The organism is Croceicoccus sp., from assembly GCF_983967925.1.
Window position 1 is genome coordinate 160,134 of the sequence record NZ_CFETID010000003.1, and the last position, 19,940, is coordinate 180,073.

Sequence of the window (19,940 nt, forward strand, 5' to 3'; positions counted from 1 at the left end):
CACCAAACGAGCAATCAGGCCAGCCAGGGCCCCGTGATCGCGAAGGTCATCGCCGGGCTATAGGCATTGACGAACAGCGTCCTTCCGTCGGGTGAGAAACAGGCGCCCGCAAGCTCCGTCTGCATCGTCAGCCGCGCGATCGGATAGGCGGCACCTTCGGGCGTGATGCCGCGGATATGGTTGTCGACCACATCGTCATAGCTGTCCTCGCACACGATCAGATGGCCGTTGTCCGCCACGGTCAGATTGTCGCCGTAAAAGAAATCGCGCCGGTCGGTCGATTCGTAGAACAGCTCCAGCATGTCGCCATCGGGGCCGGGGATCAGGCGAAACACTTGCCCGTAACCCGCCGCGCCGCCGCTGGTGCAGCAGAAAAAGGCCTCGCTGCGACCGTTATTGTCGGGCCCCATGTGAATGCCTTCGCCGCGCGCGAACAGCGCCGCGCCCTTGGCCGCACCGCGCAGCCGCAAATCGTCCTTGGGCGCCTCGACATCGTCCAGATCGACCCAGCCGACCGGGATCGGCTGGCCCACCTGCATGGTGATCTCACCGCGCCAGTTGCGCGTGTCGGCAATGCCGGTCAGCGCCTGAAGCCTGCCGCCCGCCGCCAGATTGCCGGGTTCGTTGGGGACGAAGCGATAGATCAGGCCGTCGTCCTGGTCCTCGGTCAGATAGGCATGGCCGCTGACCGGATCGATCACCGCCGCCTCGTGATTGAACCGGCCCATCGCCTTCAGCGGGACCGGATCGACCAGCCCCTGATGCGCCGCGGGCACTTCGAACACCCAGCCGTGCCCCGGCTCGGTCACATCGTCCAGCTTCGCTTCCTCGCATGTCAGCCAGCTGCCCCACGGCGTCGTGCCGCCCGCGCAATTGCGGATCGTGCCCGCCAGCGAGCGATATTGCTTCTCCACCGCCAGCGTATCGGGGTTCAGCACCAGCGTGGTGGTGCCGCCGGGCAGCACCTTGCCATCCTTGCCGCGCGCAAACCCGCCTGGCAGCGCGCCGCCCGCGTCATGGTTCGGCTTCAACTCGTGATTGCGGACCAGCGCGATGCGCCCGTCAGATAGCTGGAAACAGCCCATGCCGTCCGCGCGGTCGGGCACGGTGCCGCCATCGTCCATCGCATCGCCCAGCCGCGACACGACGCGGTAGGAAAAGCCCTGCGGCAGGTCGAGCACGCCCTGCGGATCCTTCGCCAGCTGTCCGTAGACGAGCGCGCGCGGCGCTGCCGGGCCCGTCTGGGTGGTGGCCGGGGTGCAGCCGCTGGCGGCAAGACCGGCAAAGGCGCTGGAGGCCGCAAGGAAACGGCGTCTGTCGAGTTGTGTCATGGTGTCGTCCGCTATTTCGCTTTTCTTACCGGTGAATGACAGTCTGCAGCCTTAACGGCAGCGATCAGGCAAGGCCGCGCATCGCCTCAAGGTCAGCCGGCGTGTCGATATCGAGCGCCTCTTCGGCGGGCAAGCGGACGAGAGCCGCGCCATTAGCCGGATCGCGCAGCCAGCCGCGCGCGCCCCTGTCGCCATCGGCCGATTGCAGGCGGCCGAACCAGCCCCTGCCGAACAGCGCAGGCGGACCGGGTGCGGCGTTCACCGGCTGGCAGGCGGCCAAGCCATCAGTTCGGTCGGGACAGGCATTCAGCAGCCGCGTGATGGTGGCGGGCGATATGCGCGGCATGTCTCCCAGCATCACCAGCAGATAATCCGCCCTCGCCTTGTCCGCCGCCCCGGCCGCGAGCGAAAGCGAATGTCCCATGCCGCGTTCGGGCGCGTGATTGGCGATGACGGTCAGTCCGGGCATGGAGCGATTTTCGCCCGCGACCAGCCCCCTCCCCAGCCATTCGAACGGCTCAAGCGGAGCAAGCGCTGCGTCGAGGACGGTTCCATCGCCGCAGGGCGCAGCCAGCTTGTCCGCGCCAAACCGCCGGGCAAGGCCCGCTGCCAGCGTCACGGCATAGACGCGGGCGGGTTCGATCACGCCGCCGCCTCATAGCCCGCAACGATCTCGGCCAGAACCGACAGGGCCAGCACGGCGGGATCGCGCGCCTTTTCGATCAGCCCGACGGGCCCGTGCAGCCGCCCGCGTGCCTTATCGGCCAGCCCCAGATCCGAAAGCTGCGCCTGCCGCGCCTCGCGCGCCGGTGCGCCGCCCTGCGCGCCGATGTAAAAGGCATCGCTATCGACCGCCCACGGAATGATCGAGCGTTCCCATTCGTGATCGTGGAACAGCACGACCACCGCGCTCCATGGATCGAGCGCAAGATCGGGCGCCGTGCCGAGAGACAGGCCCCCACCCGCCTGCCGCATCCCGCACCCCGCCCCCTCGCCGAACGGGCGCAGCGCGTCGACCGCCGCGCCATAGGCCAGCGCCAGCCGTTCGAACGCCGCCAGTTCGGGCCCTGTCCCGATGGCGACGATGCGCAATTCCGGGCGATAGGACCGCCGCAGCAGCTCTCCGCCAGCCAGCGGCACGGAAAGCTCTGCCTGCCGCCTTGCGTCCAGCGCGGACACCGCTTGCGCCAAGGCCGCCCGGTCGGGCGCGGGATCGACCGTGACCGCAAGCCGCGAACCGCATGGCAGGCGCAGGTCCATCGGATCGCCCGCGCCGCCGAAATGCAGGAAGCGCGGCCTGCCCTCCGCCGCCGCCTCGCCCGCCTGATGCGCCAGCGCCGATTCCAGACAGCCATCGGCCATGCTGCCCACGATCCGCCCGTCGGGTCCGACCGCCAGCTGCGCGCCGAGCCGCCGCGAGAAACTGCCGTCGATATCGGTGATCGTGCATAGCGCCGCATCGCCCGCCGCCGCGCGCCTCAGCGCCGCATTGTCGCTATGGATACGGGCAGCGGCGATTGCGTCATTCATCATCCACCCCATATCGCGTCGGCCGGTCGCCGTCTCAACCCATTCGGCGCATCGGTCAGCAGAATTCGAAAAAGCCGCAGGAGCCCATGCATGAACGACGTCTACACTCCGCCCAAGGTCTGGACACAGGATGGCGAGAACGGCGGAAAGTTCGCCTCGATCAACCGCCCCACCGCCGGCGCGCGCGAGGACCGGGACCTCCCCGTCGGTGACCATCCGTTCCAGCTCTATTCGCTGGGCACGCCCAATGGCCAGAAGGCGACCATCATGTTCGAGGAACTGCTGGCGGCGGGCCATAAGGGCGCGGAATATGACGCGTGGAAGATCGACATCATGGATCTGGACCAGTTCACCAGCGGCTTTGTCGAGATCAATCCCAATTCCAAGATCCCCGCGCTTGTCGACCGCAGCGGCGACACGCCGTTTCGCGTATTCGAATCGGGCGCGATCCTGCTCCATCTGGCGGAGAAATTCGGCGCATTCCTGCCATCGGGCGGCCCACAGCGCGCCGAAACCCAGTCATGGCTGATGTGGCAGATGGGCACTGCGCCGCTGCTGGGCGGCGGGTTCGGCCATTTCTATGCCTATGCGCCCGAGAAATACCGTTACCCGATCGACCGATACACGATGGAGGTGAAGCGGCAGCTCGACGTTCTGGACCAGCATCTGGCGGATCGCGAGTTCATGGCGGGCGATTACTCCATTGCGGACATGGCGATCTTCGCATGGCACGGACAGCTGGCGCTGGGCCGCCTCTATGACGCGGCGGAATTCCTTCAGGTCGACAGCTATGCCAATGTGCAGCGCTGGGCCAAGGCGATCGACGCCCGCCCCGCGGTCCGGCGCGGGCTGCGGGTCAATGCCTCACCCGAACGGGTCGATGGCGCCATTGCCGAGCGCCACTCGGCCGCCGATCTGGACTGATCAAAGCCGGGGCAGCGTGACGCCGCGCTGCCCCATATATTTGCCCGTGCGGTCGGCATAGCTGACCTCGCACGGCTCGTTCCCCTTCAGGAACAGGAACTGGCACGCGCCCTCGTTCGCATAGATCTTGGCGGGCAGCGGCGTGGTGTTCGAAAACTCCAGCGTGACATGCCCTTCCCAGCCCGGCTCAAGCGGGGTGACGTTCACGATGATGCCGCAGCGCGCATAGGTGCTCTTGCCAAGGCAGATCACCAGCACGTCGCGCGGCACGCGGAAATATTCGACCGTGCGGGCCAGCGCAAAGCTGTTGGGCGGGATCACGCAGACGTCGGTCTTGCGGTCCACAAAGCTGTTGGCCGCGAAATCCTTGGGATCGACCACCGCGCTGTCGACATTGGTGAAGATCTTGAACTCGTCCGCCACGCGCGCGTCATAGCCATAGGACGACAGGCCGTACGAGATACAGCCGTCGCGCCGCTGCGCCTCGACGAACGGCTCGATCATGCCCGTCGCCTGTGCCTGTTCGCGGATCCACCGGTCCGAGAGAATCGCCATTGTCGCTCCGATAATTGCCCAGCCTGCCGTCTGCCCAATCGCCGGGCACGGGGGCAAGCCCTGCGGCTGCGCTTCCTGTGCAAGAACCGGTATCAGCCGCCCGTTTCGCCGCGCATCACCAGCCAGCCGACGGGTTCGTCCAGATCGGGCAGGCTATAGGCAGTGTTCGCGGTCCAGATCGTCCAGTCGCCGCCCGCATAGGCGGGTTCCTCGCGGTCTTGCGCCAGCCACAGCGCCCGCTGAGACCTTGCGCCAAAGCCATAGGCCGCCTCGAACTGCGCGGTCGGCGCCAGCACTGCGCGGCGGCCGCCATGCGCCTCGATCTGGTTGAGGAAGGTGACGAGTTCGCTCTCCACCTCCGCCGCGCGAACGGGCCGCATGCAATCGCTGCCCAGCGCGTCGAGCCGGACGGCGGGCGGCAGCATATCGGCATCGCGCGGGACCAGGGTGACGAAATTCGCCGATTGCCGATCCGCCGGCGCGCAGGGGTCGAACTGGTGAACCGCGCCGAATGGAATACCCGACCGGCCCGCCCGCTCCCGCTCCTCGGCAAAGCGGTCGTTGCGTGCCGATGCGCCGATGCTGGCCGTCGCATAGACGAAACGCACCAGCGGCTTGCCGCCTTCGCCGCCCTCGGCCAGCGTCAAAACGTCGCGCGCAGTGTGGCGCGAGTCGATCCATGCGCCCTGTACGGGATAGGACTGCGCCGAAGGCTCCCAATGCGCGGCATGCCACCACGCCGCGCAGGCACCCGACAACAGGCCCGCCGCCAGCAATATCCCGATCGCGCGCAACGCGCGGCCCCGCCCTTTCATGCCGCCTGCCGTCACCCGCGAATATGAAGGACGCAGATCAGCGTGAACAGGCGGCGCGCGGTGGCGAAATCGGTCTCGATCTTGCCTTCCAGCCGCTCCATCAGCAATTCGGTCGCGCGGTTGTGGATGCCGCGCCGCGCCATGTCGATCGTCTCGATCTCGGACGCGGTGGCCTTGCGGATCGCCTGGTAATAGCTGTCGCAGATCGCGAAATATTCGCGGATCGGACGGCGAAACCGCGCCAGCCCCAGCAGCAGCATCTCAAGCGGCTCGTCGTCCTCGCTGCGGATCGAGATCGACAGCCGCCCGTCCACCACCGACAGCGCCAGCCGATAGGGGCCCTTGTGCCCCGCTTCCCACGAACGCAGCGGCTTGAAGCTGTTTTCCTCGATCAGGTCGAAGATCGCGACGCGGCGCTCCTGCTCGATATCGGGATTGCGCCACGTGATCGTGGCCTCGTCCAGAGTGATATCGATGATGCGCGGGTCCGACATAAGTGCGGTGCCATCGCAAATGGCGGCTTGGCGCACAAGCGCGAATGCCGAGAACTGCCCCGCAGATATCGCCCATGCCGCACCGATTGCCCGCAACAGCTTATGAACAGGCGCACTATTATTGGTAAGACTTGTTGACGGACACCCTGCTCCCGCGTTTATCGCATGGGCTGGATTCGCGCGGGATCGGGGTCAGGACAAAGGCCCGCGGGGACGGCAGACGAGGGACGATTTCCAAAGGCCATGTGGCGGCTCCATCATTTCGCTTTATGTCCGTTCAGCCGCAAGCTTCGCCTGCTGCTGAGCGAGAAGGGCGTGCCCTACACGCTCGAACCGGAAAACCCCTGGGCGCTGCGCGACGAATATTACCTGATCAACCCGGCGGGCCGCACCCCGGCGATGCGGCACGAGGACAAGGATCTGGTGCTGGCGGACAGCCGCGCCATCGCCGAATATCTGGAAGAGACGGTCGAAAAGAACCCGATGATCAACGGCCCGGCGGCGAACCGGGCGGAGATCCGGCGGCTGGTCGCCCTGTTCGATGAGAATTTCTGGGGCGACGTCACCGCCCCGCTGCTGACCGAACGCTATGCCAAGCGCGTCGTGCTGCGTCAGGCGCCCGATTCGCGCGCGCTGCGCGATGCGATGCGGCTAGCGGACCAGCATCTCGATTATTGCGACTACCTGATCGACCACCGCCGATGGCTGGCGGGCGCGACGATGAGCCTTGCGGACCTGACGGCGGCGGCGCAGATCTCGGTCGTCGATTATCTGGGCGGGATCGACTGGCGCGGTCACGAATCGACGCGCGGCTGGTATTCGGTGCTGAAGAGCCGCCCCAGCTTCCAGCCGCTGCTATCTGACAGGGTCGAAGGCGCGCTGCCGCCGCGTCACTACGCCGACGTCAACGCCTGACGCCCCGCGACTGCGCCTTTACGCAGTGCGGTCGTCGGTGAAACGGCCATGCTTGCGATAACGCACCATCCAGCGGTCGAGAAACAGGCTCATCGGACGGGGCTGAACGCCAAGGCGCGACAGACCCGGTATGTCGCCGCTGGCCACATTGCCCTGCGCCAGCATCGCATATTGATCGGAATTGATCGGCGCGCCCGGCAGAAAGCCCGACACCGCGGCCATCGCCGATCCGACCATGTCGGGCAGCGCGATGAAATGGCGATTGCGGTTCTGCGCTGCCGCGATGCGTTCATTGATCTCCAGCATCGTCACCACTTCGGGACCGGCGATCTCATAGGTCTTGCCGCCATGCTTCGCCGGATCTTCCAGCGCCGCCACGACCGCCTCTGCCGCGTCGTCGACGAACAGGGGCTGCAGCTTCGCATCGGGCGCAAACACCGGCAGCACGGGCAATGCCGAGATCAGCCCGCCGAACATGTTGAGGAAATTGTCGTCCGATCCGAACAGGATCGAGGGGCGCAGGATGGTCGCGCCGGGAAATGCCTCCAGCACCTCGCGCTCACCCACGCCTTTGTATTTCTGATAGGGGATGTCCGAGGACTCATCGGCGCCGATGGCCGAGACATGGACCATCGCGGTGCAGCCCTTTTCCGCCGCGATCCGCGCGACATGGCCCGCACCCCGGCCCATGATCGCATCGAGATTGCCCGAAAACGCGCCGACAAGGTTCACCACCGCATCCGCCCCGTCGATCACCGCGTTCAGCGATGCCTCATTCGTGATGTCGCAGCGCGCGAACTGGATCTGGCCGAGATTGGCAAGCGGGCGGAGCGAGAACGCCTCCTTGGGATTGCGCGCCGCGACGCGCAGCCGCGCGCCCCGTTCCAGCAGGGCCTGCGCCACATGGGTCCCGAAAAAGCCACTGCCGCCGATCAGCGTAACCAGCCTGCCCTTCAAACCCGACATGTCGTGCCCTTTACCTGCGCGGCCGATGTGCCGCCTGTCATCACCAAGCCGCGCCTTAGGCCAAGCGCGCCCCATACTGCAACTGCCGAAACGCGCCTTGGGGTGTCCGATTTCCCCGCCCAAGTCGCGGCCCACAGATTGCACGGGCGCGCCAATCGCCTATGGATGGCGGTGATGAAGGCCGCGATCCGATGACAGCCCTGACTTCAGCCGCGCGTGCGATCCCCCCGCGGCAGGGCCTGTTCGTCGTCACGATTCTGACAGGCAGCTTCCTGCTGTTCCTGATCCAGCCGATGATCGCGCGCTTTGCCCTGCCGGTGGTGGGCGGCGCGCCCAATGTCTGGAACAGCGCCATGCTGGTGTTCCAGCTGCTGCTGCTGGGCGGCTATCTCTACAGCCACGCCATCGCGCATCAGCCTATGCGGCGGCAGGTCGTCCTCCACCTCGCGCTGCTGGCCGCCGCCGCGCTGACGCTGCCCATCGCGCTGGCCGAATTGCCGCCCGCCGCGCCCGGCTGGGAAGCTTTGTGGGTGCCCGCGCTGTTCCTGCTGTCGATCGGGCCGGTGTTCCTGATGCTCTCGTCGCAGGCCTCGCTGATGCAGCGCTGGTTCGCCGCCTCTCCCGAATCGGGCGATCCCTATGTGCTCTACGGCGCGTCCAACCTGGGCAGTTTCGGCGGGCTGATCGCCTATCCGCTGATCTTCGAGCCGACCATGCCGCTGCACACGCAAAGCTATCTGTGGAGCGCAGGCTTCGTCGCGCTGATTGCCATGGCGGCTTTCGCAGGCTGGTCGCGCTGGCAGGCGGTGGGAGAGATCGGCGAATATGTCTCGCCCGACGAAGCGGAGCGCGAGGCGCCTGCGGTCACGCCGCGCCTGATGGCGCTGTGGATCGCGCTGGCGGCGGTGCCGTCGGGGCTGATGCTGTCGACGACCACGCTGCTGACCACCGACATCATGGCCGCTCCGATGCTGTGGGTTATTCCGCTTGGCCTCTACCTGCTCAGCTATTCGGTGGCCTTCAGCGAAGAGGGGCATTTCGCCGCGCATCTGTCCGGCATCGCGCCCGTCACCCTGCTATTCGTGGGCGCGCTGGCGCTGTCGCCCGCGGGACAGGCCAGCATGGAGATCGCGCTGGCCATGGCGGCGCTGCTGTTCCTGGTCGCGGTCGCGCTGCACAAGCGTCTGTTCGACCTGCGCCCCGATCCGCGCCATCTAACTTTGTTTTACCTGCTGACCGCGTCGGGCGGCGCGCTGGGCGGGATCTTCAGCGGCCTGGTCGCGCCGGTGGTGTTCGACTGGATCTACGAACATGCGATCCTGCTGATCGCCGCCGCCATGCTGGTGCGCCCGATAGAGCTTCCCTTCATCACGCCCTTCCTCAGGCGCGGCGGCTGGCCCGCCGCCCTGTTCGCGGTCGCGGCGCTGGCCCTGACTGCATGGCTTTCCTACGAACTTTCGCGCGCCGCCGTTTATGGCCTGAATGCGCGCGTCGCAGGCTTCATCGGTCTGATCGCCTGCATCGGCATCGTCTGCGGGTCGCTTCGGTGGCTCTATGTCGCGGTGCTGGTCATGCTGATGCTGGGTCATCTCGGCTGGTCGACCATCCAGTCCAGCATCGACGGCCAGCGGGCACGCAGCTATTTCGGGTCCTATCATATCGAGAATTCGTCCGACGGCACGCTACGCTACCTGACGCACGGGACCACGCTGCACGGGCAGCAGTTCACCGATCCCGCGCGCAAAAACGATCCGACCAGCTATTACGGCGCCACATCGGGCGTTGGCATCGCACTCGAAAACGCGCCCCGCGATGCGCGGGTCGGCGTCGTCGGGCTCGGCGTCGGGACGCTGGCCTGCTATCGCAAGCCCCGGCAGGACTGGACGTTTTTCGAAATCGACCGGCAGGTCGTCGCCTTCTCGCGCGCGGGCGAGTTCACCTTCGTATCCGATTGCACCCCCGATGCGCGGATCGTGGTGGGCGATGCGCGCATCGCACTGGACAGGCAGCAAAGGGACAGCTTCGACCTGCTGGCCATCGACGCGTTCTCCTCCGATGCGATCCCCGTGCACCTGATGACGCAGGAAGCTTTCGACATCTATGGCGACGCGCTGGCCGATGACGGCATGCTGATGGTGCATGTGTCGAACCGCTATCTCGATCTGGCCCCGATGGTGGCCGCGCTGTCGAGAAAGGGCCGCTGGCACGGCGCGATGCGCATGGATACCGACGATCTGGCCACGGGCCTTACCCCGTCGCTGTGGATCGCGCTGACCCGCGACCGCGATGCCTATAACCGTCTGATCGACGCCAGCGGACCCGAATGGTCGGCCCTGCCGCCGCCCAGCGATCAGGCGTGGACCGACGACAATGCCTCGATCCTTCCCCTGATCCGTTGGTGAAGCCCCTTGACCCGCACCACCCGTGCGAGAGATAGGTTCAACCGTTACCATCTCGCGCCTGCAAAGGGGTAACGGCGGGGCTGCTGCGCCCGCTGCATGATCTTTCGCTCAACCCTTCCGGAAAGAGAGGTTGCACTTGCCTTCCACCCGTTTCGTCACTCGCGCCGCATTGATGGCCTGCGCCGCCATGGCCCTGTCCGCCTGCGCCGCCGACCAGACCGGCCCGCAATCGGCATCGTCCTCGGCCGCCCGTTCGGCTTCGCCCTATCCCTCCACCTATGCGCCCTATCCCGGCCGGCCGACCGCTCTGGTTGGCGCGACATTGTTCGACGGACGCGGCGGCCAGATGCAGAACGCGACCGTGCTGTTTGAAAACGGGCGCATCACCGCTGTCGGCGACGCGTCGCTGGGCGTTCCGGCAGGCTATGACCGGATCGACGGCACCGGCAAGTTCGTCACCCCCGGCGTGATCGACATCCACTCGCACCTCGGCGATTATCCCTCGCCCGATGTCGGCGCGCATAGCGACGGGAACGAGGCGACCTCCCCCACCACGCCCGAGGTCTGGGCCGAACATTCGGTCTGGCCGCAGGATCCCGGTTTCTCGCGTGCGCTGGCCAATGGCGGGGTGACCGCGCTGCAGATCCTGCCGGGTTCGGCGAACCTTATGGGCGGCCGTTCGGTCACGCTGAAGAACGTGCCCGCGCTGACCGTGCAGGGCATGAAGTTCCCCGGCGCGCCGCAGGGGCTGAAGATGGCCTGCGGCGAAAACCCCAAGCGCGTCTATGGCGGCAAGGGACAGGCACCCTCGACCCGCATGGGCAATTTCGCGGTAAACCGGCAGACGTGGATCGACGCGCAGGATTATGACGGCACCGACCGCAATCTGGCCAAGGACACGCTGAAGGCCGTGCTCGACGGCGAGATCCAGGTGCACAACCATTGCTACCGCGCGGACGAGATGGCGCTGGTGATCGATATGGCCAAGGAATTCGGCTACACCGTGTCCACCTTCCATCATGCCGTCGAAAGCTACAAGATCGCGGACCTGCTGCGCGAGAACGACATCTGCTCGGCGGTGTGGGCCGACTGGTGGGGCTTCAAGATGGAGGCCTATGACGGCATCCTCGAAAACGCCGCTCTGATCGAGAATGCGGGCGCCTGCGTCGTCATCCACTCCGACGATCAGGACGGCATCCAGCGCCTGAATCAAGAGGCTGCCAAGGCGCAGGCCGCGGGCAAGCGGATCGGGATCGACATTCCCGATGGCAAGGTCATCGGCTGGTTCACCTATAACGCCGCCAAGGCCATGGGCATCGCGGACGAGACGGGCAGCCTGGAAACGGGCAAGGCGGCAGACGTGGTGCTTTGGAACGGCAACCCCCTCTCGGTCTATTCGCGGCCCGAGAAGGTGTGGATCGACGGCGCGCTGATGTTCGACGCGAACGATCCGAAACGCCGGCCCGTCAGCGATTTCGAACTCGGCCAGCCCGGCGCGGGAGACGTGAAATGAAGGCCATAGCCAGCGCAATCGCGCTTTCCATCGCTCTCGTTTCGCCCGCCCTTGCGCAGGATCTGGCGATCACCGGCGCGACCGTGGCCACCGGCGACGGCAGCGAACCGATCGAGAATGCCACCGTCGTCGTGCGCGGCGGAAGGGTGGTGGCCGCAGGCAGCGGCGTGGCCGTGCCCGCCGGGGTCCCGGTCATCGACGGTACCGGTAAATGGGTCACGCCCGGCCTGTTCTCCGCCGTCACCGATCTGGGCCTGTGGGATGTCGGCGCAGTCAACGAAAGCGACGACCGCGAGGCGGAGGCTTCGCCCTTCTCGGCATCGCTCGACATGTCGGTCGCGATCAATCCGGCCTCGCAGCACATTCTCGTCAGCCGGATGGGCGGGGTCACGCGGGCCACCGTGATCGGCCAGCCGGGCAGCTCGATCTTCTCAGGCCAGGGCGCGATCATCGATCTGGGTGCCGATGCCAATGCCGTGACCAGGGCGCGCGCGTTTCAGTTCATCAATCTGGACGAAACCGGCGCGCGGCTTGCGGGCGGCAGCCGCACGGCGGCGCATGCGCTGCTGCGCAACGCGCTGCGCGAGGCGCGCGACTATGGCAACCGTTCGGGCATCGCGGGCAGCGCCTCGCGTCCGGGTGCGGTGCGCACCGGCGACGATCTGCCGATCGACCCGCGCATGGTGGATAACGAGACCGAGCGCGGCGAGGACGTGCTGCTGACCCGCTTCGACGCCGCCGCGCTGGTGCCGGTGGCGAACGGAACTCAGCCGCTTTACGTGCAGGTCGATCGCGCTGCCGACATCCGCTCGGTGCTGGCGCTCAAGCAGGAGTTTCCGCAGCTCGACCTCGTGCTGGTCGGCGTCCACGAAGGCTGGCTGGTCGCCCGCGACATCGCGGCGGCGGGCGTACCCGTGGTCGCCTTCGCGCTGGATGACCTGCCTGTGGCGTTCGAGGAACTGGCGGCGACACAAAGCAATATCGGCCGGATGAAGGACGCGGGCGTGACGGTCGCCATCGGCCCCTTCACCGACGATTTCCAGCCGCGCTTCGCTCCGCAATTCGCGGGCAATCTGGTGGGTCTGCAGAAGGTCCCCGGCGCAACCGGCCTGACATGGGGCGAGGCTTTTGCCGCCATCACTTCGGTCCCGGCCAGGATCGCGGGCATGGAAGGGGAAGCGGGCGTGCTCGCTCCGGGTGCGCATGGCGACGTGGTCATCTGGGACGGCGACCCGCTGGAGATCTCCTCCGCGCCGCAGCGCGTGTGGATCGACGGGGTGGAACAGCCGCTCGACAACCACCAGAGCGCATTGCGCAATCGCTACCGCGACCTCGATCGCAGCGACCTGCCCAAGGCCTATGACTGGTAGATGAGATGCCGACCGGCGCGGAATGTCACCGCGCCGGTCACGCCTTGCCGCCCGCCCCCGCCAGCCCGGTGCGCATGTCCATGCCGCTGGGGTGCTGGTAAAGCTGCAACCCGAATTCGGGCAGGATGGCGATCAGATGATCGAAGATGTCCGACTGGATCGTCTCGTACTCGCCCCACACGGTCGTATCGGTAAAGCAATAGATTTCCAGCGGCAGCCCCTCCGGCTCGGGCGGTAGCTGGCGGACCATCACCGTCATGTCGTCGCGCACGCGCGGATGCCGCTCCAGATAGGCGCCGACATAGGCCCGGAACGTGCCCATATTGGTCAAACGGCGGGCGTTGACGGGGCTGTCCCCTGCATTCTTCGCGTTCCATTGCGCCAATTCGGCCTGCTTGCCCTGAATATATTCGTCCAGGATGCGAAACCGGCGAATGTCCCGGCTTTCCTCGTCCGACATGAAGCGGATCGCGCTCTGGTCGATATGGATCGCACGCTTGATCCGGCGCCCGCCCGCCTCCTTCATCCCGCGCCAGTTGCGATAGCTTTCAGTGATGATCTTGTAGGTCGGGATCGTCGTGATCGTCTTGTCGAAGTTCTGCACCTTGACCGTGTGCAGCGCGATGTCGATCACGTCGCCATCGGCGTTCATCGACGGCATCTCTATCCAGTCGCCCACGCGCAGCATGTCGTTCGACGCGATCTGGACCGATGCGACCAGCGACAGGATCGTGTCCTTGAACACCAGCAGCAGCACCGCCGCCATTGCCCCCAGCCCCGACAGCAACAAGAGGGGCGAGCGGTCCATCAGCGTCGCGATCGCGAGGATCACCGCCCCGGAATAGACCGCGATCTTTACGACCTGCACATAGCCCTTGATCGGCCTGTTCTTCGCCTCGGGCCGGCGCGCGTAAAGCTCGTTTACATAGGACAACGCCCCGCTGATGGCGAAGGCGATGAACACGACGATCAGCGCGTTGCAGACATTGTGGACGACGACAATGACCTTGGGCGGCAGGTTCGGCACGAGATTGATGCCATTCCCAATGATCAGCGCCGGAACGACATTCGCCAGCCGCGCCGCCGCCCTGTCCGCTGTCTTGGTCCGCCGGTCGAGGAACGGCGCGGCAAGGCGCAGCAGAACGCGCTTGATCAGGAAATTGACGATGACCGCCGTCAACGCCAGCAGGGCGAGGCCTATCGCCGACTGCGCCCAGAGCGGCTGTTCGTAGAAAAGCGTGGTAAGTTCGGACATGTCGGGGGCGGATGCCCGAAACACCCGCCCGCTTCAACCCGTGCGGTAGCGGCGCTTACTCTTCGACCGCTTCAATCCGGGCGAGCATCGTCTCCACCTCGACCTGTCCGCCGACGCTGGCGGAAAGGTCGCGCACCGTTCCGTCGAAGGGTGCGGTCAGCGCGTGTTCCATCTTCATGGCTTCCAGCACCATCAGGCGCTGGCCCGTAGTAACGGTGTCCCCCTCGGCCACGTCGAGAGCGATGACCTTGCCCGGCATGGGGGCCAGGATCGCGCCATCGGCGGCCGAATGGTGGCCGGTGCCGTCTGGTCCACGAACCGAAAAACTATAAGTGTGTCCACGATCCGTAACGAAGATCTTCTGCTCCGCAGTCATGGTGGCGCAGACGCCGAAGGACGCCTCATGATTCCGACTGTCGCCGGAGACAGCCTGGCCTCCTTCGTAAAGTGTAACCTCTTCTCTCACCGGGCTGTTCAAGCGGAATCCGAACAGACCAGATCGTAGTTGGCCCTCGGGCGTCCAAGCGCCTTCCCAGTCCAGTTGGTCCCGTCGAAACCGGCGCGCCGCCGCATCAATTGCAGTCCCTCCGGCCCTCTCAGCCGGAAGCAGCGCATCGCCTTTTCGCTCGATCAGCCCGGTATCCAGTTCCGCGTCGCGAAATTCGGGAATGTCCAGACATTCGAAGAGGAATCCCTGATTAGTCCGCAACGGAGCGACGTAACTATTGTCTAATGCGTTGAGCATAATGTCGATCGCATCGGCGCGACCCTCACCATGAACCACGATTTTGGCGATCATCGGATCGTAATGAGGGCTGACAATATCTCCTTGTTCTACGCCCGTTTCGATGCGGACACGGTGGTCCAGTTCCATGTCTCCAATACGCCCCGGGCTAGGCAAAAACCCCTTCGCCGGATCCTCCGCATAAAGCCGCGCCTCGATCGCCCAGCCGTTGATCGACAGCTCGTCCTGCTTCAGCGGGATCGGCTCGCCGCTCGCAACGCGGAGCTGCCATTCAACCAGATCGACGCCGGTGATTTCCTCGGTCACCGGATGTTCGACCTGCAGCCGCGTGTTCATTTCCATGAAGAAGATGCGGTCGGCGCGTAGGCCCTCGGACGCGTCGGCGATGAACTCGATGGTGCCCGCGCCTTCGTAATCCACTGCCTTGGCAGCGCGGACGGCGGCGGCGCAGATCGCTTCGCGCGTGTCCGGATCCATGCCGGGCGCGGGCGCTTCCTCGATCACCTTCTGGTGGCGGCGCTGCAGAGAGCAGTCGCGTTCGAACAGATGGACCACATTGCCGTGGCTGTCGCCGAACACCTGCACCTCGATATGACGCGGCGAAGTGATCCATTTCTCCAGCAGCACCTCGTCGTTGGAAAAGCTGGCCTTGGCCTCGCGCCGGCAGCTTTCCAGCGCGGCGGCGAAATCGGCGGGCGCGTCCACCTTTCGCATGCCCTTGCCGCCGCCGCCCGCGACGGCCTTGATCAGCACGGGATAGCCGATCTTGTCCGCTTCGGCCGACAGGCGCTCGACCGACTGGTCCTCGCCCTCATAGCCCGGCGTGACCGGCACGCCCGCTTCGCGCATCAGCTTCTTCGCCGCGTCCTTCAGGCCCATGGCACTGATGCTGGCGGGCTTGGGTCCGACCCAGATCAGACCCGCATCGATCACCGACTGCGCGAAAGCGGCGTTCTCGGACAGGAAGCCATAGCCGGGATGTATCGCCTCGGCCCCTGTCTGCTTCACGGCGGCAATGATCTTTTCGCCGACCAGATAGCTTTCGGCGGCAGGCGACGGGCCGATATGCACCGCCTCGTCCGCCATGCGCACGTGCAGTGCCTTGGCATCCGCGTCGGAATAGACCGCGACCGTGGCGACACCCAACTCGCGCGCAGTGCGGATGATGCGGCAGGCAATCTCGCCGCGATTGGCGATCAGCAGTTTCGAGATCATTCGGGGCTCTCCGGCGCGCCCAGTTCGGCGCAGCGTTCGGTGGGTTCGACCGTGTAGGACATGTTGGTGACGCGCCACGCGCCTTCGCTGCGCGACAGCGATATGGAATCGATCCCGCAATGGGATTTCTCGCCATCGATCCAGAACGCATAGGGCACCCAGACATGCGCCATGTCGCCGCGCTGAAACACAGTGGGAATGCCCATCTTCTCGGTCAGCCGGTGCTCGTCCGGTCCTTCGCGGTCCGTCATGATCGCGTTCGATCGTACGATCAGCTTGGGATCCGCGGGATCCATCAGATTGTGGATGAAGATCGTGCCTTCAGGCGCCAGCACTTCGCGAAAGCCTTCCCCATCGGCGGTGCCAAGCCTGTCGAACAGCGCGTTGATGGTGGCCAGAATGGCGGTGCGATCGTCGCCTTCCATCGGCGGCGGCACGGAAGCGGTCGCGGACAGGACAAGGGCGGAAGCAAACAGCGCAAGCGTCATGGCGATCACATCCTGAAAATGCCGAACGCAGCACGCTCGGTAATGGGCGCCTCAAGCGAGGCGGCAAGCGCCAGGCCCAGCACATCGCGGGTCTGCGCAGGGTCGATCACGCCGTCGTCCCACAGGCGGGCGGTGGCGTAATAGGGATTGCCCTCGTCCTCGTATTTCTGGCGGATCGGGGCCTTGAACGCCTCGGCGTCCTCCTCGCTCCAGTTCGAGGCATCGCGGTGGACCGTGGCGAGCACGCTGGCGGCCTGCTCGCCGCCCATCACGCTGATGCGCGCATTGGGCCAGGTGAACATGAACCGCGGGGAATAGGCGCGTCCGCACATGCCATAATTGCCCGCGCCGAAACTGCCGCCGATCACCACGGTGATCTTGGGCACCTGCGCGGTGGCGACGGCGGTGACCAGCTTTGCGCCATGTTTGGCGATGCCCTCCGCCTCATACTTGCCGCCGACCATGAAGCCCGAGATATTCTGCAGGAACAGCAACGGGATGCGGCGCTGGCAGGCCAGTTCGATGAAATGCGCGCCCTTTTGCGCGCTTTCGCTGAACAGCACGCCATTGTTGGCAAGGATCGCGACCGGCATGCCCCAGATATGCGCGAAGCCGCAGACCAGCGTGTTGCCATAAAGCGGCTTGAATTCGTGAAACTCGCTACCGTCGACCAGCCGCGCGATCACCTCGTGCACGTCATAGGGCGCGCGCACGTCGTCCGGGATGATCGAATAGAGATCCTCGGCGTCGAACCTGGGCGGGCGGGGGTCGCGGATATCGATTTCCTTCGCCGCGCCGGTGTTCGCGCCCAGATGGCTGACGATGTCACGCACGATGGTCAGCGCATGCTCGTCGTTTTCGGCCAGATGGTCGACTACGCCCGATTTGCGCGCATGCAGGTCTCCGCCGCCCAGATCCTCGTCGCTGATGACCTCACCCGTGGCGGCCTTCACCAGCGGCGGACCCGCCAGAAAGATCGTGCCCTGTTCGCGCACGATTACGGTCTCGTCACTCATTGCGGGCACATAGGCACCGCCCGCGGTGCAGCTTCCCATCACGCAGGCGATCTGGGGAATGCCCATGCCGCTCATGTTCGCCTGGTTATAGAAGATGCGGCCGAAATGGTCGCGGTCGGGAAACACCTCGGCCTGATAGGGCAGGTTCGCGCCGCCGCTGTCGACCAGATAGATGCACGGCAGCCGGTTTTCCCGGGCGATTTCCTGCGCGCGCAGGTGCTTTTTCACCGTTATCGGGTAATAGGACCCGCCCTTCACGGTCGGATCATTGGCGGCGATCATCACCTGCCGACCGGAGACGCGCCCGATCCCCGCGATCATCGACGCGCCGCTGACATCGGCCTCATACATGCCGTTTGCGGCCAGCTGCCCGATCTCGAGGAAGGGCGAACCGGGATCGAGCAGTCGCTCCACCCTGTCGCGGGGAAGCAGCTTGCCGCGCGCCACATGGCGTTCGCGGTGCCTTTCGGACCCGCCCAGCGCGGCCTGCGCCACCTTGGCGCGCAAGTCCTCGGCCAGAGCCCGGTTATGCGCCGCGCGTTGCTTCGCCTCGGGGCTTTCGCGATCCAGTTTCGATGTCAGAACCGGCGCAGTCATTCGGCATTACTCTCCCTTGGCATGCTCTGCTTTTTCATTATCCGGGCCTCCGGCAATCAGATAGCGATAGACGCCCACCACATTGATCGCGAGCAGGCCGATATTCTGCCAGCCGATCCCCACGCCCTCGTCATTCAGGAACCCCCAGGCGATCAGCGCGATCGAGCTCGTTACGAAGATCACGAACGCCCAGCCCGTCAGCCGCACGCCGAGGTTGAGCGAAACGAGGAAAGCGGCGAGCAGGGCGGCAGCCGCCCCATAATATTGCAAAGCGTTAAGGACGGTTTCGCTCATGAGATATCCTTCAATTGCCGGTCTTGAGTAGCTCCCGCCCAATCAACATCCGGCGTATCTCATTGGTGCCCGCGCCGATGTCCAAAAGTTTCGCATCGCGTAGATATCGCTCTACCGGCCAGTCGAGCGTGTAGCCCGCGCCGCCCAGTGCCTGAACCGCCTCGTTCGCGGTGCGGAACGCGTTTTCGCTGGCCAGCAGGATCGTGCCGGCCGCATCGAAGCGGGTAGTCTGTCCTGCATCGCATGCCTTGGCGACAAGATAGGAGTAGGACCGCGCCGACTGCAGCGCGACATACATGTCGGCCAGCTTTGCCTGCATCAACTGGAACGATCCGATCGGTTTCCCGAACTGCTGGCGCTCCTGCAGATAGGGGATCACCGTATCGAGACAGGCCTGCATGATACCAAGCTGCACGCCCGACAGCACCACGCGTTCATAGTCGAGGCCGCTCATCAGAACTTTGACGCCTTCGCCGATGCCCGCCATCACGTTTTCATCGGGCACGAAGCAATCGTCGAACACCAGTTCCGCCGTGGGGGAGCCGCGCATGCCCAGCTTCTCGATCTTCTGCCCGATCGAAAACCCGTCGAAATCCTTTTCGATCAGGAAAGTCGTGATGCCCCGCGGACCTGCATCCGGCTCGGTCTTGGCATAGACGACCAGAACGTCGGCATAGAGGGCATTGGTAATCCAGAACTTGGTGCCGTTCAGCTTCCAGCCGCCATCGACCTTGTCGGCGCGCAGCTTCATCGACACAACGTCGCTGCCGGCACCCGCCTCGCTCATCGCAAGGCTGCCGACGTGCTCGCCGCTGACCAGCTTGAGCAGATATTTGTCCTTTTGCGCGTCCGAAGCCCAGCGATGGATCTGGTTCACGCACAGGTTCGAATGCGCGCCATAGGACAGGCCGACAGAGGCACTGGCCCGCGACACTTCCTCGACCGCGATCAGATGCTCGAGATAGCCGAGGCCCAGCCCGCCCCATTGCTCGCCCACGGTGATGCCGTGCAGGCCAAGTTCGCCCATGGGCTGCCACAAATCGCGCGGAAATGCGTCTTCACGGTCGATCTGGGCGGCACGGGGCTGGATCTGCTCGTCCGCAAAGCGCGACACGGTGTCGCGGATCATGTCGGCGGTCTCGCCTAGGGCGAAATCGAAATCGGGAGTGGCGCGCATGGAATCCTCTTTTCGCCCCGCTCTGCGATCGGCAAGGCTGTTGGACGTCCCGTAGGGTGAGACAGGGGAAGGTTTCAAGCCGGAATCGCCTAAGACGCGACAAGCGCCGGCTCGAACCGGCCCCCGGCTTGCTGCAATGCTGCAGGATTATGGTTAACGGCAGGCGTTTCAGCGCCGTCACTGCCCCCAAACTTCCGCCCCATGGCGGCAAATTAGGGTTAATCGGGAACCTTCAGACGTTTGCAGTCGTCTCAAGGGTTGATATTCGGCATATATTGCATTGCAACAAACGTCTTGCGCTGCAATATTCCCTGCTTGAACGATACTGCGGATTCAGG

Annotated in this window: 18 protein-coding genes; 5 read left to right on the forward strand and 13 right to left on the reverse strand. The window is 65.2% G+C overall.

The genetic code is table 11. The features are described from left to right. Positions 1–14: 14 nt before the first annotated feature. The 3 genes from AC4FIJ_RS03135 to AC4FIJ_RS03145 form a co-directional block, all read right to left on the reverse strand. A complete protein-coding gene (locus tag AC4FIJ_RS03135; RefSeq protein WP_490335254.1) occupies positions 15–1,331 on the reverse strand; it encodes an alkaline phosphatase PhoX in 1,317 nt (438 codons plus the stop codon). Positions 1,332–1,395: 64 nt separating this feature from the next. After that, positions 1,396–1,977: a nucleotidyltransferase family protein gene (locus AC4FIJ_RS03140; RefSeq protein WP_490335255.1), complete on the reverse strand. Its 582-nt coding sequence runs from the start codon at positions 1,975–1,977 to the stop codon at positions 1,396–1,398. After that, on the reverse strand, positions 1,974–2,861 hold the full coding sequence (locus AC4FIJ_RS03145; protein WP_490335256.1) for an XdhC family protein: 888 nt from the start codon (positions 2,859–2,861) through the stop codon (positions 1,974–1,976). Before AC4FIJ_RS03145 ends, AC4FIJ_RS03140 begins: the two co-directional genes overlap by 4 nt. A gap of 90 nt (positions 2,862–2,951) precedes the next feature. Here AC4FIJ_RS03145 and yghU point away from each other — a divergent pair, with 90 nt between their 5' ends. After that, positions 2,952–3,785, forward strand: coding sequence for a glutathione-dependent disulfide-bond oxidoreductase (yghU, locus tag AC4FIJ_RS03150; RefSeq protein WP_490335257.1), 834 nt, complete (start codon positions 2,952–2,954; stop codon positions 3,783–3,785). Here the strand turns inward: yghU and dcd are convergent, their stop codons facing one another. From dcd to AC4FIJ_RS03165, 3 genes are all read right to left on the reverse strand, one after another. After that, positions 3,786–4,340: a dCTP deaminase gene (gene dcd, locus AC4FIJ_RS03155; RefSeq protein WP_490335258.1), complete on the reverse strand. Its 555-nt coding sequence runs from the start codon at positions 4,338–4,340 to the stop codon at positions 3,786–3,788. It lies immediately after the preceding gene. A 92-nt stretch (positions 4,341–4,432) separates the two neighbouring features. Continuing rightward, on the reverse strand, positions 4,433–5,155 hold the full coding sequence (locus tag AC4FIJ_RS03160) for a glycoside hydrolase family 25 protein (RefSeq protein ID WP_490335259.1): 723 nt from the start codon (positions 5,153–5,155) through the stop codon (positions 4,433–4,435). An 11-nt stretch (positions 5,156–5,166) separates the two neighbouring features. After that, a complete protein-coding gene (locus AC4FIJ_RS03165) occupies positions 5,167–5,649 on the reverse strand; it encodes a UPF0262 family protein (RefSeq protein ID WP_490335260.1) in 483 nt (160 codons plus the stop codon). A 243-nt stretch (positions 5,650–5,892) separates the two neighbouring features. On the opposite strand from AC4FIJ_RS03165, the gene AC4FIJ_RS03170 reads away from it, so the two are divergent. Beyond that, a complete protein-coding gene (locus tag AC4FIJ_RS03170; RefSeq protein ID WP_490335261.1) occupies positions 5,893–6,564 on the forward strand; it encodes a glutathione S-transferase family protein in 672 nt (223 codons plus the stop codon). Between the two features lie 18 nt (positions 6,565–6,582). On the opposite strand, the gene AC4FIJ_RS03175 is transcribed toward AC4FIJ_RS03170, so the two are convergent. Next, positions 6,583–7,530, reverse strand: a complete 948-nt coding sequence (locus tag AC4FIJ_RS03175; protein ID WP_490335262.1) for a complex I NDUFA9 subunit family protein — start codon at positions 7,528–7,530, stop codon at positions 6,583–6,585. A 191-nt stretch (positions 7,531–7,721) separates the two neighbouring features. Here AC4FIJ_RS03175 and AC4FIJ_RS03180 point away from each other — a divergent pair, with 191 nt between their 5' ends. From AC4FIJ_RS03180 to AC4FIJ_RS03190, 3 genes are all read left to right on the forward strand, one after another. Further along, positions 7,722–9,932 carry a spermidine synthase gene (locus tag AC4FIJ_RS03180; RefSeq protein ID WP_490335263.1) on the forward strand — a complete coding sequence of 737 codons (2,211 nt, stop codon included), beginning with the start codon at positions 7,722–7,724 and terminating at the stop codon, positions 9,930–9,932. A 172-nt stretch (positions 9,933–10,104) separates the two neighbouring features. After that, positions 10,105–11,445 carry an amidohydrolase gene (locus tag AC4FIJ_RS03185; RefSeq protein WP_490335293.1) on the forward strand — a complete coding sequence of 447 codons (1,341 nt, stop codon included), beginning with the start codon at positions 10,105–10,107 and terminating at the stop codon, positions 11,443–11,445. Continuing rightward, a complete protein-coding gene (locus AC4FIJ_RS03190) occupies positions 11,442–12,815 on the forward strand; it encodes an amidohydrolase family protein (RefSeq protein WP_490335264.1) in 1,374 nt (457 codons plus the stop codon). Before AC4FIJ_RS03185 ends, AC4FIJ_RS03190 begins: the two co-directional genes overlap by 4 nt. A 37-nt stretch (positions 12,816–12,852) precedes the next feature. On the opposite strand, the gene AC4FIJ_RS03195 is transcribed toward AC4FIJ_RS03190, so the two are convergent. From AC4FIJ_RS03195 to AC4FIJ_RS03220, 6 genes are read right to left on the reverse strand one after another with little or no spacing between them, the layout of a single operon-like run. Further along, positions 12,853–14,070, reverse strand: a complete 1,218-nt coding sequence (locus AC4FIJ_RS03195; protein ID WP_490335265.1) for a mechanosensitive ion channel family protein — start codon at positions 14,068–14,070, stop codon at positions 12,853–12,855. Positions 14,071–14,125: 55 nt separating this feature from the next. Then, complete coding sequence (locus AC4FIJ_RS03200; RefSeq protein WP_490335266.1) at positions 14,126–16,030, reverse strand: acetyl/propionyl/methylcrotonyl-CoA carboxylase subunit alpha; 1,905 nt, start codon at positions 16,028–16,030, stop codon at positions 14,126–14,128. After that, entirely contained in the window at positions 16,027–16,518 is a 492-nt protein-coding gene (locus AC4FIJ_RS03205; protein ID WP_490335267.1) for a hypothetical protein, read from the reverse strand. The genes AC4FIJ_RS03200 and AC4FIJ_RS03205 overlap by 4 nt, the downstream gene beginning before the upstream one ends. A gap of 5 nt (positions 16,519–16,523) precedes the next feature. After that, the gene (locus AC4FIJ_RS03210) at positions 16,524–18,131 is read right to left on the reverse strand and encodes a carboxyl transferase domain-containing protein (RefSeq protein WP_490335268.1); all 1,608 of its coding nucleotides are present in this window, start codon (positions 18,129–18,131) and stop codon (positions 16,524–16,526) included. 6 nt (positions 18,132–18,137) lie between these two features. Beyond that, positions 18,138–18,425 carry a hypothetical protein gene (locus AC4FIJ_RS03215; protein WP_490335269.1) on the reverse strand — a complete coding sequence of 96 codons (288 nt, stop codon included), beginning with the start codon at positions 18,423–18,425 and terminating at the stop codon, positions 18,138–18,140. 10 nt (positions 18,426–18,435) lie between these two features. After that, the gene (locus AC4FIJ_RS03220; protein ID WP_490335270.1) at positions 18,436–19,602 is read right to left on the reverse strand and encodes an isovaleryl-CoA dehydrogenase; all 1,167 of its coding nucleotides are present in this window, start codon (positions 19,600–19,602) and stop codon (positions 18,436–18,438) included. Positions 19,603–19,940 lie beyond the last annotated feature (338 nt).

What these genes read in the sequence shown, in the direction of transcription:
- AC4FIJ_RS03135 (WP_490335254.1), bottom strand. Translation starts at nt 1,331, where the DNA reads ATGACACAACTCGACAGACGCCGTTTCCTTGCGGCCTCCAGCGCCTTT.
- AC4FIJ_RS03145 (WP_490335256.1), bottom strand. Translation starts at nt 2,861, where the DNA reads ATGAATGACGCAATCGCCGCTGCCCGTATCCATAGCGACAATGCGGCG.
- yghU (WP_490335257.1), top strand. Translation starts at nt 2,952, where the DNA reads ATGAACGACGTCTACACTCCGCCCAAGGTCTGGACACAGGATGGCGAG.
- dcd (WP_490335258.1), bottom strand. Translation starts at nt 4,340, where the DNA reads ATGGCGATTCTCTCGGACCGGTGGATCCGCGAACAGGCACAGGCGACG.
- AC4FIJ_RS03160 (WP_490335259.1), bottom strand. Translation starts at nt 5,155, where the DNA reads ATGAAAGGGCGGGGCCGCGCGTTGCGCGCGATCGGGATATTGCTGGCG.
- AC4FIJ_RS03165 (WP_490335260.1), bottom strand. Translation starts at nt 5,649, where the DNA reads ATGTCGGACCCGCGCATCATCGATATCACTCTGGACGAGGCCACGATC.
- AC4FIJ_RS03170 (WP_490335261.1), top strand. Translation starts at nt 5,893, where the DNA reads ATGTGGCGGCTCCATCATTTCGCTTTATGTCCGTTCAGCCGCAAGCTT.
- AC4FIJ_RS03175 (WP_490335262.1), bottom strand. Translation starts at nt 7,530, where the DNA reads ATGTCGGGTTTGAAGGGCAGGCTGGTTACGCTGATCGGCGGCAGTGGC.
- AC4FIJ_RS03180 (WP_490335263.1), top strand. Translation starts at nt 7,722, where the DNA reads ATGACAGCCCTGACTTCAGCCGCGCGTGCGATCCCCCCGCGGCAGGGC.
- AC4FIJ_RS03185 (WP_490335293.1), top strand. Translation starts at nt 10,105, where the DNA reads ATGGCCTGCGCCGCCATGGCCCTGTCCGCCTGCGCCGCCGACCAGACC.
- AC4FIJ_RS03190 (WP_490335264.1), top strand. Translation starts at nt 11,442, where the DNA reads ATGAAGGCCATAGCCAGCGCAATCGCGCTTTCCATCGCTCTCGTTTCG.
- AC4FIJ_RS03195 (WP_490335265.1), bottom strand. Translation starts at nt 14,070, where the DNA reads ATGTCCGAACTTACCACGCTTTTCTACGAACAGCCGCTCTGGGCGCAG.
- AC4FIJ_RS03200 (WP_490335266.1), bottom strand. Translation starts at nt 16,030, where the DNA reads ATGATCTCGAAACTGCTGATCGCCAATCGCGGCGAGATTGCCTGCCGC.
- AC4FIJ_RS03205 (WP_490335267.1), bottom strand. Translation starts at nt 16,518, where the DNA reads ATGACGCTTGCGCTGTTTGCTTCCGCCCTTGTCCTGTCCGCGACCGCT.
- AC4FIJ_RS03210 (WP_490335268.1), bottom strand. Translation starts at nt 18,131, where the DNA reads ATGACTGCGCCGGTTCTGACATCGAAACTGGATCGCGAAAGCCCCGAG.
- AC4FIJ_RS03215 (WP_490335269.1), bottom strand. Translation starts at nt 18,425, where the DNA reads ATGAGCGAAACCGTCCTTAACGCTTTGCAATATTATGGGGCGGCTGCC.
- AC4FIJ_RS03220 (WP_490335270.1), bottom strand. Translation starts at nt 19,602, where the DNA reads ATGCGCGCCACTCCCGATTTCGATTTCGCCCTAGGCGAGACCGCCGAC.